General features: G+C 67.1%; 14 protein-coding genes. 3 read left to right on the plus strand and 11 right to left on the minus strand.

Translation table 11 applies throughout. From position 1 onward, the window contains the following. Window positions 1-18: 18 nt before the first annotated feature. From AC50YC_RS04575 to leuA, 3 genes are all read right to left on the minus strand, one after another. Window positions 19-846 (minus strand): isoprenyl transferase, encoded by an 828-nt coding sequence (locus AC50YC_RS04575; RefSeq protein WP_494952397.1) that lies wholly within the window; start codon window positions 844-846, stop codon window positions 19-21. 2 nt (window positions 847-848) lie between these two features. Next, a complete protein-coding gene (gene recO / locus AC50YC_RS04580; protein WP_494952398.1) occupies window positions 849-1,604 on the minus strand; it encodes a DNA repair protein RecO in 756 nt (251 codons plus the stop codon). A 93-nt stretch (window positions 1,605-1,697) separates the two neighbouring features. Next, window positions 1,698-3,437 carry a 2-isopropylmalate synthase gene (leuA, locus tag AC50YC_RS04585; RefSeq protein WP_494952399.1) on the minus strand — a complete coding sequence of 580 codons (1,740 nt, stop codon included), beginning with the start codon at window positions 3,435-3,437 and terminating at the stop codon, window positions 1,698-1,700. Between the two features lie 252 nt (window positions 3,438-3,689). On the opposite strand from leuA, the gene AC50YC_RS04590 reads away from it, so the two are divergent. Further along, complete coding sequence (locus AC50YC_RS04590; protein ID WP_494952400.1) at window positions 3,690-5,642, plus strand: M13 family metallopeptidase; 1,953 nt, start codon at window positions 3,690-3,692, stop codon at window positions 5,640-5,642. A gap of 102 nt (window positions 5,643-5,744) precedes the next feature. On the opposite strand, the gene AC50YC_RS04595 is transcribed toward AC50YC_RS04590, so the two are convergent. The 5 genes from AC50YC_RS04595 to AC50YC_RS04615 form a co-directional block, all read right to left on the minus strand. After that, window positions 5,745-7,208, minus strand: coding sequence for an LCP family protein (locus tag AC50YC_RS04595; RefSeq protein ID WP_494952401.1), 1,464 nt, complete (start codon window positions 7,206-7,208; stop codon window positions 5,745-5,747). 236 nt (window positions 7,209-7,444) lie between these two features. Next, on the minus strand, window positions 7,445-8,404 hold the full coding sequence (gene era, locus AC50YC_RS04600) for a GTPase Era (RefSeq protein ID WP_494952402.1): 960 nt from the start codon (window positions 8,402-8,404) through the stop codon (window positions 7,445-7,447). Beyond that, entirely contained in the window at window positions 8,388-9,719 is a 1,332-nt protein-coding gene (locus tag AC50YC_RS04605) for a hemolysin family protein (protein WP_494952403.1), read from the minus strand. Before AC50YC_RS04605 ends, era begins: the two co-directional genes overlap by 17 nt. Continuing rightward, window positions 9,716-10,189: an rRNA maturation RNase YbeY gene (ybeY, locus tag AC50YC_RS04610; protein ID WP_494952404.1), complete on the minus strand. Its 474-nt coding sequence runs from the start codon at window positions 10,187-10,189 to the stop codon at window positions 9,716-9,718. Before ybeY ends, AC50YC_RS04605 begins: the two co-directional genes overlap by 4 nt. Further along, window positions 10,186-11,274 carry a PhoH family protein gene (locus AC50YC_RS04615; protein ID WP_494952405.1) on the minus strand — a complete coding sequence of 363 codons (1,089 nt, stop codon included), beginning with the start codon at window positions 11,272-11,274 and terminating at the stop codon, window positions 10,186-10,188. Before AC50YC_RS04615 ends, ybeY begins: the two co-directional genes overlap by 4 nt. 431 nt (window positions 11,275-11,705) lie before the next feature. Here AC50YC_RS04615 and AC50YC_RS04620 point away from each other — a divergent pair, with 431 nt between their 5' ends. Next, a complete protein-coding gene (locus tag AC50YC_RS04620) occupies window positions 11,706-12,605 on the plus strand; it encodes a GerMN domain-containing protein (RefSeq protein WP_494952406.1) in 900 nt (299 codons plus the stop codon). Between the two features lie 111 nt (window positions 12,606-12,716). On the opposite strand, the gene AC50YC_RS04625 is transcribed toward AC50YC_RS04620, so the two are convergent. The 3 genes from AC50YC_RS04625 to hrcA all read right to left on the minus strand — a co-directional run bounded on the left by AC50YC_RS04625 (window position 12,717) and on the right by hrcA (window position 15,741). Then, complete coding sequence (locus tag AC50YC_RS04625) at window positions 12,717-13,496, minus strand: 16S rRNA (uracil(1498)-N(3))-methyltransferase (protein ID WP_494952407.1); 780 nt, start codon at window positions 13,494-13,496, stop codon at window positions 12,717-12,719. A gap of 2 nt (window positions 13,497-13,498) precedes the next feature. Continuing rightward, window positions 13,499-14,626, minus strand: coding sequence for a molecular chaperone DnaJ (dnaJ, locus tag AC50YC_RS04630; protein ID WP_494952408.1), 1,128 nt, complete (start codon window positions 14,624-14,626; stop codon window positions 13,499-13,501). A gap of 101 nt (window positions 14,627-14,727) precedes the next feature. Then, window positions 14,728-15,741 carry a heat-inducible transcriptional repressor HrcA gene (hrcA, locus tag AC50YC_RS04635; protein ID WP_494952409.1) on the minus strand — a complete coding sequence of 338 codons (1,014 nt, stop codon included), beginning with the start codon at window positions 15,739-15,741 and terminating at the stop codon, window positions 14,728-14,730. Between the two features lie 232 nt (window positions 15,742-15,973). On the opposite strand from hrcA, the gene AC50YC_RS04640 reads away from it, so the two are divergent. Beyond that, window positions 15,974-16,825 (plus strand): DUF3097 domain-containing protein, encoded by an 852-nt coding sequence (locus tag AC50YC_RS04640; RefSeq protein WP_494952410.1) that lies wholly within the window; start codon window positions 15,974-15,976, stop codon window positions 16,823-16,825. Window positions 16,826-16,924 lie beyond the last annotated feature (99 nt).

Below are 16,924 nucleotides of genomic sequence, written 5' to 3' on the forward strand. Positions count from 1 at the left end.
GGGCGGGTGGACCCGGGGTCAGGCCGGGCCGGCGGGGGCTGCGTCCACCGCTCCGCCGTAACGGCGGTCCCGCTGGGCGTAAATTTCGACGGCGTCCCACAAAGTGCGCCGGTCAACGTCGGGCCACAGCGTGTCCATAAAGACGAACTCCGCATACGCCGACTGCCACAGCATGAAGTTGGAGAGCCGCTGCTCGCCGGAACTGCGCAGAAACAGGTCAACGTCCGGCAGGTCCGGTTCGTCCAGGTATTTCTGGATCGTTTTCTCCGTGATGGCGCCCGGCTTGAGCCGCCCGGCGGCCACTTCCTCCGCGATCGCGGACACCGCATCCGCGATTTCGGCGCGCCCTCCGTAATTAACACACATGTTCAACGTGCAGGTGCTGTTGCCGCGGGTGAAGTCCTCGGCCTCCTCGAGTTCGCGGATGACCGAACCCCACAGCCGGGGACGCCGGCCGGACCAGCGGATCCGGACGCCCCATTCATCGAGCTGGTTGCGCTGGCGACGTAGCACGTCCTTGTTAAATCCCATCAGGAAGCGCACTTCCTCGGGCGAGCGGCGCCAGTTTTCCGTGGAGAAAGCATAGACACTCACGTACTCGATGCCGAGCTCGATCGCGCCGGCCATGACGTCCAGCAGGGCAGGCTCCCCCGCCTTGTGGCCTTCGATCCGGGGCAGGCCGCGCTGGTTGGCCCAGCGTCCGTTACCGTCCATCACGATCGCGACGTGCCGCGGAATGAACTCGGCCGGGATCGCCGGGGGCACGGCGCCGGAGGGGTGCGGGTACGGGCTCACCACGGGGGTGCTGCGCTGCCGGACCGAATTCTTCTTTTTACCCAACGCCACAGTTACGTTCGCTCCACATGTTTGAGGGATTTAAGCACACGTTCCAGATGCCACTGCAGGTAGCTGGCCACGAGGCCCGCGGCCTCCCGGCGGTGCACGGGGACGGACGCGTCCGCCGTCGTCCAGTCCCCGGTCAGCAGCGCGCCGAGCAGCAGAACAGTTTCCGCGGCCGGCGCGGGTGATCCCGGCGGCCGGCAGTCGGCGCACACCATGCCGCCGAGCGGAGCCGAGAACGCGGTGTGCGGCCCGCGGGCCCCGCAGCGGGCACAGTCGGTGAAGCTCGGCGCCCACCCGCCGGTGGCGAGGGCGCGCAGCAGGTACGAATCGAGAATGAGTTCCGGGCTGTGGTCGCCCCGGCTCAGCGAGGCCAGGGCGCCGACGAGGAGGTTGTACTGGGCCGTGCCCGCTTCACCGTCGACGTCGGTGAGCTTCTCCGCCGTTTCCGTCATGGCCGCAGCCACGGTGTAGCGGCCGTAGTCCGCGGCGATGTTGCCGCCGTAGGCACCCTTGGCGACGGCCTGCGTGACAATGTCCAGGCTACGGCCGGAAATCAGTTGGAGGTCCGCGACCATAAAGGGTTCCAGCCGGGCGCCGAAGCGGCTGCTTGTGCGCCGGACGCCCTTGGCCACTGCGCGGACCTGGCCGTGGTGCTTGGTGAGGATGGTGATGATGCGGTCCGCTTCGCCCAGCTTGTGGGTGCGCAGGATAACGCCGTCATCACGGTAGGCGCGGGAGGCAAAGGAGGAAGGTTGGGCCACGGTTAATCTTCGCACTGTCTGTGAACTTAACGCTGCCGATCGGAAAATCAGCACTGCGCCGCCGGAAAGCCCGGCGGCGCAGTGACGGAGGGCTTAGGCGCGGGCGTCCCGGATGGCCCGGTTCACGGCCGAGATGACCGCCTTGAGCGAGGAAGTGGAGGTGTTGGCGTCGATCCCGACGCCCCACAGCACGCGTTCCCCCACGGCGCATTCGACATAGGCCGCGGCGAGGGCACTGCCGCCTTCGGACAGGGCATGCTCGCTGTAGTCCAGCACCCGGACGTCGACGCCGTCTTCACGCAGGATGCTCAGCAGCGCAGCGATCGGACCGTTGCCGGTCCCGGTGCGGTGGACCGGGGTGCCGTCGATCTTGAGCGCGGCGTGCAGTGTCATCGAACCGTCCTCGTCCGTCTCCGTGCTGAACGGGCCGAGGGCGTAGCGTCCCCACTGCGCGTCAGCCGAGCCGGAGGGCAGGTATTCATCCTGGAAGACCTGCCAGAGCTGGGCGCCGCTGACTTCGCCGCCCACGGTGTCGGTCTGCTTCTGGATGACACCGGAGAATTCGATCTGGGCGCGCCGCGGCAGGTCCAGGTTGTGCTCGTTCTTCAGCAGGTAGGCGACGCCACCCTTGCCCGACTGGGAATTGACCCGGATGACGGCCTCGTAGCTGCGGCCGAGGTCCTTCGGGTCGACCGGCAGGTACGGGACCTGCCAGGGGTAGTCGGCAACGTCCTTGCCGGCGGCGGCTGCGTCCTTCTCGAGCGCCTCCAGGCCCTTCTTGATGGCGTCCTGGTGCGAGCCGGAGAAGGCGGTGAAGACGAGGTCCCCGCCGTACGGTGCACGCTCGGCCACGGGCAGCTGGTTGCAGTATTCAACGGTGCGCCGGACTTCATCGATGTCGGAGAAATCGATCATCGGGTCGATGCCCTGGACAAACATGTTCAGGCCCAGGGTCACCAGGTCCACGTTGCCGGTCCGCTCGCCGTTGCCGAACAGGCAGCCTTCGATCCGGTCCGCGCCGGCCAGGTAGCCCAGCTCCGCAGCCGCGACACCGGTGCCGCGGTCATTGTGCGGGTGCAGGGACAGGATGATGCCCTCCCGCGGGTGCAGGTTGCGGCTCATCCACTCAATGGAGTCCGCGTAAACGTTGGGGGTGGCCATTTCCACGGTCGCCGGGAGGTTGATGATGACCTGGCTGTCGGCGGAGGCCTCGAACACGTCGGCGATGGCGTTGCAGACCCGCACGGCGTACTCCAGCTCGGTCCCGGTGAAGGATTCCGGCGAGTACTCGTAGGTGATGTGGGTGTCCTGCAGGGTTTCTTCGTATTTCTTGCACAGCCGTGCGCCCTGCAAGGCGATGTCCAGGATGCCGTCCTCGTCCTGGTTGAAGACGACCCGGCGCTGCAGGACCGACGTCGAGTTGTACAGGTGCACGATGGCCTGCTTGGCGCCGACCAGCGACTCATAGGTGCGCTCGATCAGGTGCTCGCGGGCCTGGGTCAGGACCTGGATGGTGACGTCGTCGGGAATGTGGTTGCCCTCGATCAGCTGGCGGACGAAGTCGAAGTCCGTCTGCGAGGCGGAGGGGAACCCGACCTCAATTTCCTTGTAGCCCATCCGGACCAGCAGCTGGAACATCTTCAGCTTGCGGGCGGGGCTCATGGGGTCGATCAGGGCCTGGTTGCCGTCGCGCAGGTCCACGGCGCACCAGCGCGGGGCTTTGGTGATGACCTTGTCCGGCCAGGTGCGGTCCGGCAGTTCGACCGTGATCAGGTCCTGGAACGGGACGTAGCGGTGGACGGGCATTCCTGAGGTCTTCTGTGCGTTTCGCATTACAATCGGGGCCTTTTCTGTGATTCCTGATGAAAGGGTGGCCGGGCAACACAAACTCCGCAGCGAGGGTGGGCCTTGCGCTAGATCGCGTCTGAGGCCTCGCCGCGGCAGCTAAGAAGAAGCAGTTCTGCGCGCACCTTTTCACGATAACACGGGTGCGTAAGATGAAGGAGCCACACCTCCGTAACGTCCACCATGCAGACCGGCGACCCGTAACAAGGCGGTGCCGCGCTGCCTCTCAAAGGAGCATCCGTGCCACTTTCGGGAATCGCCCTGTCCAATATCGACTCCAGTGTCCGGCCCCAGGATGACCTGTACGAGCATGTCAACGGCACCTGGCTCAAGAGCACCGAGATCCCGGACGACCGGCCCCTGGAGGGGACGTTCACGGCGCTGCGGGACGGCTCGGAGCTTGCGGTGAAGGAGATCATCGAGGACGCGGCGGCCCGCGGCGCGGAGTCCACCGGGATCGAGCAGAAAATCGGGGACCTCTACAACAGCTTCATGGACGAGGCCGCGGTGGAGGCCAAGGGGCTGGACCCGATCAGGCAGCGACTCGCCGAGGTATTCGCCACGCAGACGGCCGCCGAACTCGTGGCTCTCTCCGGCCGGTTGTTCCGCGCCGACGTGGGCGGCCTCTTTTATATCTATCCCGCCCCCGACGCCGGCAACCCGGACCGGATCCTGCTGTACACCGGCCAGGGCGGACTGGGCCTGCCGGATGAGTCGTATTACCGCGAGGAGAAGTTCGCCGCGGTGGTCCAGGCCTACCAGGACCATGTGGCGACCGTTTTCACCCTGGCCGGCGTTGCCGACCCGGCGGCTGCGGCCGGCCGCGTCGTGGCGTTGGAGACGGCGCTGGCCTCGCATCACTGGGACAAAGTCACGCTGCGGGATCCGCAGAAGACCTACAACCTGAAATCCGCCGATGAGGCCACACAGCTCTTCCCGCTGCTTACGACCTGGTTCGACGCCGCCGCCATCACGCCGGAGAAGCGCGCCGAGCTGGTCGTCAGCACCCCGGATTTCTTCTCCGGGGCGGCCTCCCTGCTCGACTCCGAGCCGCTGTCCGTCTGGCAGGAATGGCTTGCCCTGCGCGTCGTCAGTGCGGCCGCACCGTACCTCTCCTCCGCGTTGGTGGACGCCAACTTCGCCTTCTACGGCACGACGCTCAGCGGCACGCCGCGCAACAAGGACCGGTGGAAGCGCGGGGTCGCCGTCGTCGAGGCTGCCCTCGGCGAGGCCGTGGGACAGATCTACGTGGCCCGGCATTTCCCGGAGACGCACAAGGCCCGGATGGAGTCGCTGGTTGCAAACCTGATCGAGGCGTACCGAGATTCCATCACCGGCCTGGCCTGGATGGGCGAGGACACGAAACACGAGGCGCTCAAGAAGCTCGATTCCTTTCGGGCCAAGATCGGCTACCCGGACAAATGGATCGACTACTCCGCGGTGGACATCGACCCGTCGGACCTGCTCGGCAACGTGGAGCGCGCGCACAACGCCGACGTCGACCGGCACCTTGATGAGGTGGGCAAGCCCGTGGACCGGGAGAAGTGGCTGATGACGCCGCAGACGGTGAATGCCTACTACCACCCGCTGCTCAACGAGATCGTTTTCCCCGCGGCGATCCTGCAGCCGCCGTTCTTCACCGCCGACGCCAACGATGCCGTCAACTATGGCGGCATCGGCGCCGTCATCGGGCACGAAATCGGCCACGGCTTCGACGACCAGGGCTCCCAGTACGATGGCAGCGGACTGCTCCGCAACTGGTGGACGGAGGACGACCGCAGCGCCTTCGAATCGCTGGCCGCCAGACTGGTGGCCCAGTTCGATGCGCTCTCCCCCGCCGCGGCGCCCGGGCACACCGTCAACGGCAAACTGACCCTGGGCGAGAACATAGGCGACCTCGGCGGCCTGACGATTGCGTACAAGGCCTACCTGATCAGCCTCGACGGCCAGGAGCCGTCGGTGCTGGACGGCCTGACCGGCGTGCAACGCTTCTTTGCGTCCTGGGCTGCCAGCTGGCGGCAGGTCATCCGGACCGAGGAAGCGATCCGCAGAATCGCCACGGATCCGCACTCCCCCAACGAGTTCCGCACCAACCAGATCGCCAAAAACCTTGATGCCTTCCACGAGGCCTTCGGCACGGAGGAGCAGGACGGCATGTGGATGCCGGCGGACGAGCGCGTCAGCATCTGGTAGGCAGCGCTCCCCGGCAGCACCGGCCGCCTGGCCACAACAAAGGGCCGGCCCCGGGAACAGTTCAGTTCCCGGTGCCGGCCCTCGTGGGCTTAACGCACGCCGCTACGGGGTGATCAGCGCCGGATTGGCCTGCTGGCAGACGACGTCCCCCGCGGTCTGGTTGACGATGTCCGAGGGCAGCTGCACCGCGGCGTCCCCGCCCGGGGTGCCGCCCACCAGGTCGCTGCCCAGGTAGACCTGGACGCCCACGACACTGGCGGACGGCAGCACCTGGGTTGCCGGAATGCCGAGCAGGGCGGCGATATCAGCGGCCACAGCCTCGTAGCCCGCACCGTAGTACACAGCGGTCGCTGCGACCGGCTGGGCGGCCAGCTCGCCAAGTTGGGTGAATCCGCCGGCGGTGAGGGCCTGGATGATCTCCTGGGCCCGCGCCGGGACCCCGGAGCCGTTCGCCACGGTAACGGGCTGCAGCGCCTTGTCGTAGGCGGCGGCGGTCTCGCTGGGAGTCGGCTCGGGGCTTGGACTGCCGCTGGCACTGGGCTCCGGGGACGCGGACGGGCTCGGCGGTGCCGTCGGGTCGGTGAGGTCAATGTCCTTGCGCATCGCGGCGAAGAGCTGGGAAGCAGCGGGCTCCGCGACCTGCAGCCGGTTCGGGTCGGTCTCCGCGGGGACCGTCGGGACCGCCACGAACGCGACCTTTCCGACGTCGATGTTCTTCAGCCGGTTCCCCACCGTCAGCAGCGTCGGGATGGAGGCGAGCCCCTCGTCGATGGTCAGGTTCTTGGTGACAACGTCGGCGATCTCCAGCATCTTGCCGGGGTTGGACATCGTGCCGTCATCCTTCATCTTCCGCGTGAGGGATGACAGGAAGCCCTGCTGTGCCTTAATCCGGCCGAGGTCGCCGCCGTCGGCGAACGCGTGCCGGGTGCGCAGGAACGCCAGCGCCTGCTCGCCCTGGACCGTGGAGGTTCCCTTGGGGAGCCTCAGCTTCGAATCCGGGTCATACACGGCGTCGCTGATGCAGACCTCCACACCGCCCACGGTGTTCGAGAGCTCCTTGACGGCGTTGAAGTCGGCCATCATAAAGTGGTCGATCTCCAGGCCGGTCAGTTTGTTGACCGTGTCCACGGCGCAGCCGATGCCGGCCTCCGACATGGCCTCGTTGATCATCACGTTTTCCTGCGCCGGGAATTCCTTCTTGGATTCCTGGTCGGTGCATTCGGGGGTGTCCACCAGCAGGTCGCGGGGGAAACTGACCACACTGACCCGCTTGTTGTCCGCGGAGATGTCCATCAGCATCATGACGTCGGAGTGCCCGTAGCCGGTGGCGTCGTCGGACGTGCCGTACTTCGCGTTCTTGCCGTCCCGCGTGTCCGAGCCCAGAATCAGGATCTGCATCCTGTCCCGCGAGTCGTCCAGTGCGCCCTCGGTCTTGTCACTGCCGGCTCCGAGTGATGCCTTGCTGATATTGCCCTGCAGCCGGATGACCCAGTAGGCGCCGAACGCGAGGACACCAACCAGCAGGATGGACACAACGGCCGTGCCGATTTTCAGCCAGCCGGGCATGCGGCGGAGGGGTCCCAGATGCCGTGCCGGTCCCGCGGCGGGGTCATCCGTGTGCCGGGCAGCAGAACCTGACCGAACCGGGGATCCGGTTCCGTCAGCACGGTCTTCACTGGGTCGAGACACAGGTGAGCCTTCTTTCACGACAGGGGTCAGGCCATTTTAGAGTCCGAATCTGGGAATTCCCCGGTGGCGGGCTCCATGGGAGCGGCGCGGGCCTCGCCGGCGCCGGGTTGTGCCTAGAAGCCGAGCTTGACCAGCTGCTTCGGGTCGCGCTGCCAGTCCTTGGCGACCTTCACGTGCAGGTCGAGGTAGATGCGCGCGCCGAGCAGGGCCTCGATCGACTTGCGGGCGTTGGTGCCGACGTCGCGGAGCCGGGCACCGCCCTTACCGATGATGATGGCCTTCTGCGAAGGACGCTCCACGTAGAGATTGACCCGGACGTCGAGGAAAGGCTTGTCATCGGGCCGGCCTTCCCGTGGAACGATCTCGTCGACGACGACGGCCAGGGAGTGCGGCAGTTCGTCGCGGACGCCCTCGAGGGCGGCCTCCCGGATGAGTTCGGCGATCATCACGGCTTCCGGTTCGTCCGTCAGGTGGCCGTCCGGGTAGAGGGGCGGCGACGGCGGCATGTGGGTGATCAGCACGTCGGCGAGGGTGCCGACCTGGAATCCGTCGGTGGCGGAGACCGGAACAATGTCCTTCCAGCCGTCGTCGCCGAGGACCTCGCGGCCCAGGGCGGCAACGGCGAGCAGCTGCTCGGTGAGGGCCTGGCGGTCCACGGTATCGGACTTCGTCACGATGGCAATGACCGGCTTGTTGCCGATGGCGGCGAGCTGGGCGGCGATGAACTTGTCGCCCGGGCCGATCTTCTCATTGGCCGGCAGGCAGAAGCCGATCGCGTCGACCTCAGCAAGGGTGTCGGCTACGAGCTCGTTGAGCCGCTTCCCCAGCAGGGTGCGCGGGCGGTGCAGTCCCGGGGTGTCAACCAGGATCAGCTGCGCGTCGTCCCGGTGCACGATGCCACGGATGGTGTGCCGCGTGGTCTGCGGCTTGGCCGAGGTGATCGCCACCTTCTGGCCGACCAAGGCGTTGGTGAGGGTCGACTTGCCCGCGTTGGGGCGTCCAACCAGCACCGCGAAACCGGCGCGGTAGCCGCCGTGGGCTGCTTCGCCGTCGGACTTATTCTGCTTGCTCACGTGAGACTCCCTGTTGGATTGGTGCGGCCTCGTCGAGAAGGTCTTCAAGGTCAGTTTCTACTCTTGGTGCGGCCGCCGCAATGATGTGGCTGACGCGGTTCCGCCGGCCCTCGAGCCGGTCGGCACGGAGGGACAGCCCGTGGACCTCGACGGTGCTGCCGACAATCGGCACCCGCCCGAGGGCCTTGGCCAGCAGGCCGCCCACGGTGTCCACTTCGTCGTCGTCGAGCTCGAGGTCGAAAAGCTCGCCGAGGTCATCGATGCTCATCCGGGCGCTGACCCGGTAGCTTCCGTCGCCGAGTTCCACCGCTTCCGCGCTCTCGGTGTCGTATTCGTCGACGATCTCGCCGACGATCTCCTCGATGAGGTCCTCGAGGGTGACGAGCCCGGCGGTGCCGCCGTATTCGTCGATCACGATCGCGACGTGCGTTGATTCCTTTTGCAGTTCGCGCAGCAGTTCACTCACCGGCTTGGAGTCGGGGACATAGCGCACCTCGCGGGCGAGCTCGTCAACAACCGGCGGCTCCTCATCGGGGCCGAGGTTGTGGATGACTGCCGCCACATCCTTGAGGTACACGATGCCCAGGACCTGGTCCGTGTTCTCGCCGATGACGGGGATCCGGGAGTAGCCCGAGCGCAGGAACAGCGACATGGCCCGGTGCAGGCTGGACCCGGAGTCGATGCTGAGGATGTCGGTCCGGGGCACCATGACGGAGCGGACCAGGGTGTCGCCGAAATCGAACACCGACTGGATCAGCTCGGCCTCGTTGTCCTCGATCACGTCGGACTCCGTGGCCCGGTCCACGAGTTCCCGGAATTCCTCTTCGCTGAAGAAGGCCTCGTTGTCCGCGGGCGCCCCGGGGGCCACGGCACTGCCCAGGGTGACGAGCCAGCCGGGAATCGGACCCAGCACCCAGCAGAGCCAGCGGATCACCGGGGCGCTGAAGCGGACCAGGCCGGCCGAGTGCACCCGGCCGAGTTGCCGCGGGGACACACCGACAATCACGAAGCCCAGCAGGGCCATAACGCCGGTGGCGATCAGCCCGGAGAGCCAGACGTTGTCGAGCAAGCTGTTCAGCAGCACCGTCACGGCGACGGCGGAGGCCATGTCGAACCAGATGCGCCAGAACCGCAGGGCCCGCATGTGCGCCACGGGCTGCGCCATGATGCGCTTGAGCGCGGTACCGCGGCTGTGCAGGATCGCGGCCCCGGCATCATGCCGGGAAAGGTAGTTGAAAGCAGACTCAGCTGCGGTCAGGAACGCGGCAAAACTGAGGAACACCAGCGCCATGCCGGCAACGATCAGTGGGGTCACTGAATCGTCTCGGAGGGGGCGTCTTTACCGGTGAAGGCGGCGAGCAGTTCGCGCTGGAGGCCGAACATCTCCTCCTTCTCCTCAGGCTCCGCGTGATCAAAGCCAAGCAGGTGCAGGATGCCGTGGGTGGTGAGGAGCAGCATTTCGTCCTGGGTGGAGTGGCCGGCGTTCATCGCCTGGACCTCCGCGACCTGCGGGCAGATGGCGATGTCGCCCAGCATGCCCTGCGGCGTGGGCTTGTCCGGGGTGCCCGGCGTCAGCTCGTCCATAGGCACCGAGAGCACATCCGTGGAGCCCGGTTCGTCCATCAGTTCGATGTGCAGCTTCTCCATGGCGGGCTCGTCCACGAGCAGGACTGACAGCTCGGCCTGCGGGTGGATAAAGAGGCGTTCGAAGATGAAGCGGGACAGCTGGACCAGCTCGGCCTCATCGACGGTGATACCGGATTCGTTGTTGACCTCGATGCTCACGCGTGTTCCCCCCGCTTGTCGCGGGCCACGGAATGTTTGACCCGGTTCCGCTGGATCTCGTCCCAGACGCTGTAGGCGTTGACGATGTCGCCCACCAGGCGGTGCCGGACGACGTCGGAGGCGTCCAGGACGGTGAAGTTGACGTCATCGATGCCCGTCAGGATTTCCTCCACGATCCGGAGGCCGGACCGGGTCCCGAACGGCAGGTCAACCTGCGTGACGTCTCCGGTGACCACCATCTTGGAGCCGAAGCCCAGCCGGGTGAGGAACATCTTCATCTGCTCCGGCGTGGTGTTCTGTGCCTCGTCCAGGATGATGAAGGCGTCATTGAGCGTGCGTCCGCGCATGTAGGCCAGCGGGGCGACCTCGATGGTGCCGGCCGCTATCAGCCGCGGGATGGATTCTGGGTCCATCATTTCGTGCAGGGCGTCATAGAGCGGCCGCAGGTAGGGGTCGATCTTGTCGCTGAGCGTGCCGGGAAGGAACCCCAGCCGCTCCCCCGCCTCGACGGCGGGACGGGTCAGGATGATCCGGGAGACTTCCTTTTGCTGCAGTGCCTGCACGGCCTTGGCCATCGCCAGGTACGTTTTGCCGGTACCGGCCGGGCCGATCCCGAAGATCACGGTGTTGGCGTCAATCGCGTCCACGTAGTTCTTCTGGTTCAGCGTCTTCGGCCGGATCGTTTTGCCGCGGCTGGAGAGGATGTTGTGGGTGAGAACGTCGACCGGGTTCTGCAGGGACTGGCTCCGGAGCATCGACACAAGCTGCTGCAGGACAGCGGGAGTGATCACCGTGCCCCGGGCGACGAGTCCCCGGACTTCGTTGAGCAGGCGCATAATCCTGGGCACGTCGGCGGCCGGCCCGCTGATGGCGAGCTCGTTTCCGCGGGCATGGAAGTCGACGGCGGGGAACTGGGCCTCAATGAAGCGCAGGGCTTCATCATGACTGCCGAGGGACTGGACCATCTGATCGGAATTGTCGAACAGGACTACCTCCGTCCGCAGCCCTGGTAGGGAGTGGGGGAATTCACCTGCGGCGCGCTCTCCGGCGCTGATCCGGGCCTTGCCGTTCGCTGCTTCAGTCATGGTGTTGGCCCGCGGGCCTCTGGTCCCCTCCAGTTCGGAAATGGTCTGTCCGCTGATCCGGACCGAGGGCGGTGCTCGCCTTCTGGTTCCGGGTGTCAACGGGTCCTTTTATCTTACGCCAGTGAGGGGCTGCGCACTGCGCCGGGCGGGACCACCTGGCGCGCCGCCACCTGGCGTCATCTGGAGCCGTTCCCGGTTTTTGGTATCAACTTCGTATCGGCCTCATATCGTTCCCGTTGCAATCCCCGCCCGCCGGCCGAATCCACGCTTCCGTGCCGGACCCGTATGCCATGCTGGAAACCGGCCTCCGCCAGGCTTTTAAGCCGGGCCGGCGGGCCGGCACGGACGGCACTACCGAGCAGCGAAGGGCAACGGCCATCAGGGAACGCGGGACTGGACAGACAACGGCAGGCAGGCGGATACGTCCGGGTATGCCGCTGCTGGCGCTGCCCGCGGCGCTCGCCCTGGCCCTTTCCGGCTGTGTGGCCACACCCCAGTCCGGCATCACGGACTCCAGTGCCCCCTCGCAGGTCCTGTCCGCCCAGGCGACGGCGCCGACCACGAGCGCGCCGCTGGAAACCACGCAGGCGTCCAACAAAGCACCGGTGTACTGGATCGGCCGGAGCAACGACAGTATGTTCCTTTACCGGGAGTTCCGTGACGTTCCGGAGCAGGACAATCCGGTCACGCGGGCGCTCCGGGTCATGATGTCCGAGAAGCCGCTCGATCCGGACTTCTTCACTCCGTGGCAGAACCCGAAGAAACTGGCAAGCTCCATCTCGGGCAAGAACGTCATCACGGTGGACATGTCAGCGGACGCCTTCAACAGCAACGTGGATCCCGTCATGGCCGAGCGTGCGGTCCAGCAGCTTGTCTACACCGCGACGGCGGCCGCGGCCAGCGCTGGGCTGATCGATGCCGGCCAGCAGATCCAGGTGGTGGTCCTCGTCGACGGGCATACCGACTACGTCGCTTTCAACCACGTTCGCCTCGGCGCCCCGACCGCACGCAGCGTCGGGATGGTCGCCCCGGTGTGGATCATTGATCCCCAGGAGGGGACGTCCCTGGACGACGGCGCCGTCAAGATCTCCGGCCGCAGTACCGCTCCTGGCGGGAAACTCCGGTGGGAGATTCTGCGCATCGACGGCAGCGTTGAGACGAGATACCTGGACGGGACGGTCACGGCATCGGCTGAGGCCGGCCAATCGGGAGCGTTCGGCCTGTCGGTCAATCTTGGGCCCGGCAAATATGAGGTCCGGGTGTCGCAGCTCGAGGACGGCAACCCGGCCGAGGACCTCAACGTCGACACCCGCGGGTTCACGGTCAAATAGCGGACCCGCCGGATTTCAGGATCGACTGCTCCGTAACGGCCCTCTTGAACCCTCAGAACGGCGGTTACGGAGCAGTCGATCGCTTGGTAGGCGCGAACGGACCGCAGGATGCTACCAGCGGCCCAGGATGTCGCTGGCGAGGACCGTGGCGGCGGGACCAGCCGTGGAGGAACGCAGCACATGGTGTCCCAGCAGGGCTGTCACCGCGCCGGCATCGCAGAGCCTGGTCACTTCGCGCGGGCTGATTCCGCCCTCGGGCCCGACGATCAGCAGCACCTCGCGGCCCCTGCCTGGCCCGTCGCGAGCGGAGCCCGCGTCCTGCCAGGCCTCCAGCACCCGGCGCAGCGGCCGGACGGCGTCCTCGTGCAGGATGATGGCGAGGTCGGCAGCCGCCACTGCCGCCTGCAGCCCGGCGCCGTCGACGGCGGGGCGGACCTCCGGGATCCAGGCGCGGCGGGCCTGCTTGGCCGCCGCCGTGACGACGGACTGCCACTTGGCGTGCGCCTTGGCGGCACGTTCCGCCTTCCAGCGGACAATCGAACGTTCCGCCTGCCAGGGGACGACGGCGTCGATGCCCAGTTCCGTGGCGGTTTCGGCGGCGAGTTCGTCCCGGTCGCCCTTCGCGAGGGCCTGGACCAGGACGAGCCGGATCCCGGGCCGGGGTTCGTCGGAGAGCTCGGAGCACGCCACCGTCAATTCGCTGGGCGCGGCGGCGGCCACGGTGCCGGTAAGGCGCTTGCCGGCGCCGTCGGCGATGTCCACGGTCTCCCCCACGGAAAGCCGCTTCACCGTGACCGCATGGCGGGCCTCGGGTCCGTCAAGGACGAAGACGGAACCGGCGGCCAGCCCGTCCAGGGTGCCGGGGGCAGTGAAGAAGACCGGGTTGCTCACCGCTACAGGTTACCGAGCCGGTCCCGGAGCTTCGCGAAGACTCCGCCGCTCGCTGCAAGCTTTCCTTCGGTGAACTGTTCCCCGCGGAGTTTCGCGAGCTGGCGGAGCAGATCCTCCTGGGCGGGATCGAGTTTGGCGGGGGTGTCCACCTGGAGGTGGACCTTGAGGTCGCCGCGGCCGTAGCCGCGCAGGTGGGTGACGCCGAGCCCGCGGAGCGTGATGACCTCACCGGACTGGGTGCCGGCCTTGACGTCGATCTCCTGCTGGCCGTCGAAGGTGTCGAGGGTCAGCTCGGTTCCCAGCGCGGCGGCCGTCATGGGGATGTTGAGGCTGGCGTGCAGGTCGTCGCCGTCGCGCACGTATGTGGCGTCGTTGGCGACCCGGATCTCGACGTAGAGATCGCCCGCGGGACCGCCGGCGGGTCCGGCCTCGCCCTGCCCGGAGAGCTGGATGCGGGTGCCGGTGGCGACGCCGGCGGGAACCTTGACGGTCAGGGAGCGCCGGCTGCGGATCCGGCCCTGGCCGGCGCATTCGTTGCAGGGGTCCTTGATGACGGTGCCGAAGCCCTCGCACGACCCGCAGGGGGCCGTGGTCATGACCTGGCCGAGAATGGAACGCACGGCGCGCTGCACCTGGCCGCTGCCGCCGCAGATGTCGCAGCGTTCCGGGTTGCTGCCTTCCCGGCAGCACGAGCCCTCGCAGGTGGGGCAGGTGACGGCCGTGTCCACTTCGAGTTTCTTGTTGACGCCGAACACCGCGTCGCGCAGCTCGATCCGGACGCTGATCAGGGCGTCCTGGCCGCGGCGGACCCGGGAGGCCGGTCCAGCCTGGCCGCCGGCGCCGAAGAAGGTCTCGAAAATGTCCTGGAACGCGAAGCCCTGGCCGGCGTAGCTGCCGCCGCCGAAGCCGTTGTCGGTGCCGTTCTCGTTGCCGGTGGTGTCGTAGATCCGGCGTTTCTGCGGATCGGACAGCACTTCGTAGGCGTGGGTGACGGCCTTGAACCGGTCCGAGGCGTCGTCCCCGGGGTTTACGTCCGGGTGGAGGGTCCGCGCCAGCTTGCGGTAGGCCTTCTTGATCTCTTCTCCGGTAGCTTCGCGGGAGACTCCCAGAACGTCGTAATGGCTGCTCAAAGTTTGTATCTCTTCCTTTTTGTACTGCCGGTGGGGCACTGCCTGTTAGGGGCAAGAAGTCTGGTGCCGGCCCGTCGGGCCGGTCGGTTGGACGCGGTTCGTCAGGGGCCGAGAATCCGAGAAAGGTAGCGGGCCACGGCCCGGACGGCGGCCATGGTGGTCGGGTAGTCCATCCGGGTGGGGCCCAGCACGCCGACCTTCGCCGTGGCGTCGGGGCCGTAGCCCGTCGCCACCACTGAGGCCTCCGCGAGGCCGTCGTAAGGGTTTTCCCGGCCGATGCTGACTGTCACGCCCCGCGGGTCCTCGGCCATGTCACTCAGCAGGCGGAGCATGACCACCTGCTCCTCGAGGGCCTCCAGCACCGGACCGATGCTGAGCGGGAAGTCCACGTTGGAGCGGGCCAGGTTGGCGGTCCCGGCCATGACCATTCGCTCTTCTCGGCTGCTGGCAGCCAGCGCCTCAAGGCCGCGGGCCAGCGCCTGGGCTGCGCTGCGCCGAGCGGGCGGGCAGCTGACAATCACCGACTGCAGCGTCTGCGGCAGCAGGTTCAGCGGGGTGCCCGAGAGGCTGCCGAGGAACCGTGTGCGCAGTTCGGACAGGGCCTCGTCGGAAAGATCCTGCCCCGCGTCAATGACCCGCTGTTCGACCTTTCCGGTGTCCGCGATCAGCACGGCGAGCACCTTGCGGGGAGCCAGCAGGACGAATTCGATATGCCGCACCTTGGCCCGGCTGAGGTGGGGGTACTGCACAACGGCAACCTGGTTGGTCAGCTGCGAGAGCAGCCGGACGGTCCGGTCCAGAACGTCGTCGAGGTCCTCGGAGCCCTCCAGCAGCGCCTGGATGGCGCGGCGTTCCGCCGGTGAGAGCGGCTTGACCGCCGAAATCTGGTCCACGAAGAGCCGGTAGCCCTTGTCCGTGGGGATGCGCCCGGCGCTGGTGTGCGGCGCCGTGATGAGGCCATCGTCTTCCAGGGCCGCCATGTCATTGCGGATCGTGGCACTGGACACCCCGAGGTGGTGCCGCTCTACGAGGGCTTTGGAGCCGACGGGTTCCCGTGAGTGGACGTAGTCCTCCACGATGGCGCGCAGCACTTCGAGCTTGCGTGGTTCGCTCATCCTCCACCTCCAATCGACTGTCCCGCATCCGGTGCCGCCGTTCGCCGGCCGCGCCGGACACTGTCCTGGCACAAAGACATGTTGATTAGCACTCGACATGCCTAAGTGCTAACCAGTCTAATATGAGTCGCCGCATTGTTAGCATTGAATTCGCTCCGGGCGTTCCTCCTGGGGCGGGTGTTTTCGGGCACAGCCCGCCGCAGCAAACCGAGCGCAAAGCAGTGTGTAACCAATGTCCTACCAGAACTGGGGCCCCCAGGACCTGTCCGCCCCCGCCAAAACCCAACTGCCGGAAGTGCCGGTGGAGCGCGGAATGGTGCTCGAAGATGTGCAGTCCGGCTGGGTAGGCGCTGTCACCAGGGTGGAGAAGTCCGGCGGCATGTACGTCGTGGCCCTTGAAGACCGCCGCGGCAAGTCCCGGTCCTTCCGCCTCGGCTTCGGTTTCCTGCTGGAGGGCCAGCCGATCCGGCTGATGCCGCCGGCGCCCCGGGCAGCCGCCGCAGCCGCCGCGGGCACCAGAACCGCCTCCGGCTCCGTCCGGGTGGCCGGCCAGCGCGCCCAGGTGGCGAAAGCGAGCCGGATCTGGGTGGAGGGAAAGCACGACGCCGAACTCGTGGAAAAGGTCTGGGGTGACGATCTCCGGGTGGAGGGCATCGTCGTCGAGCCGCTGCACGGCATCGACGACCTTGCCGGTGCCGTGGCGGCCTTCGGGCCCGGGCCCGGGCGCCGGCTCGGGGTGCTGGTGGACCACCTGGTTCCCGATTCTAAGGAATCCCGGATCGCCGCGGCTGTGATGGCGTCCCCCGGCGCGGCCGGCAACGTCCTGATCGTGGGCCACCCCTACGTCGACGTCTGGCAGGCAATCCGGCCTGCCGTGCTGGGAATCGAGCAGTGGCCGGTGATCCCCCGCGGCGTGGATTGGAAGACGGGGATCCTGATGGCCTTCGGCTGGCCGCACAGCACCAAGGAGGACGTCGGCCTGGGCTGGCAGAAGCTCCTGGGCGCGGTCCGGAGCTACGCCGATCTGGAACCCTCCCTGCTGGGCCGGGTGGAGGAGGTCATCGACTTCCTCACTGTTCCCTGAGGAGTCCCGCCGCGCTCCCCCGCCAGCGGGCCGATCCGTGAATCGGCGCCCGAGCAAGTATTCTTGGTAAGGCGGCTACGCTCCCGGCGCAGCCTTGGC

It is taken from the genome of Pseudarthrobacter sp. MDT1-56 (genome assembly GCF_059383555.1).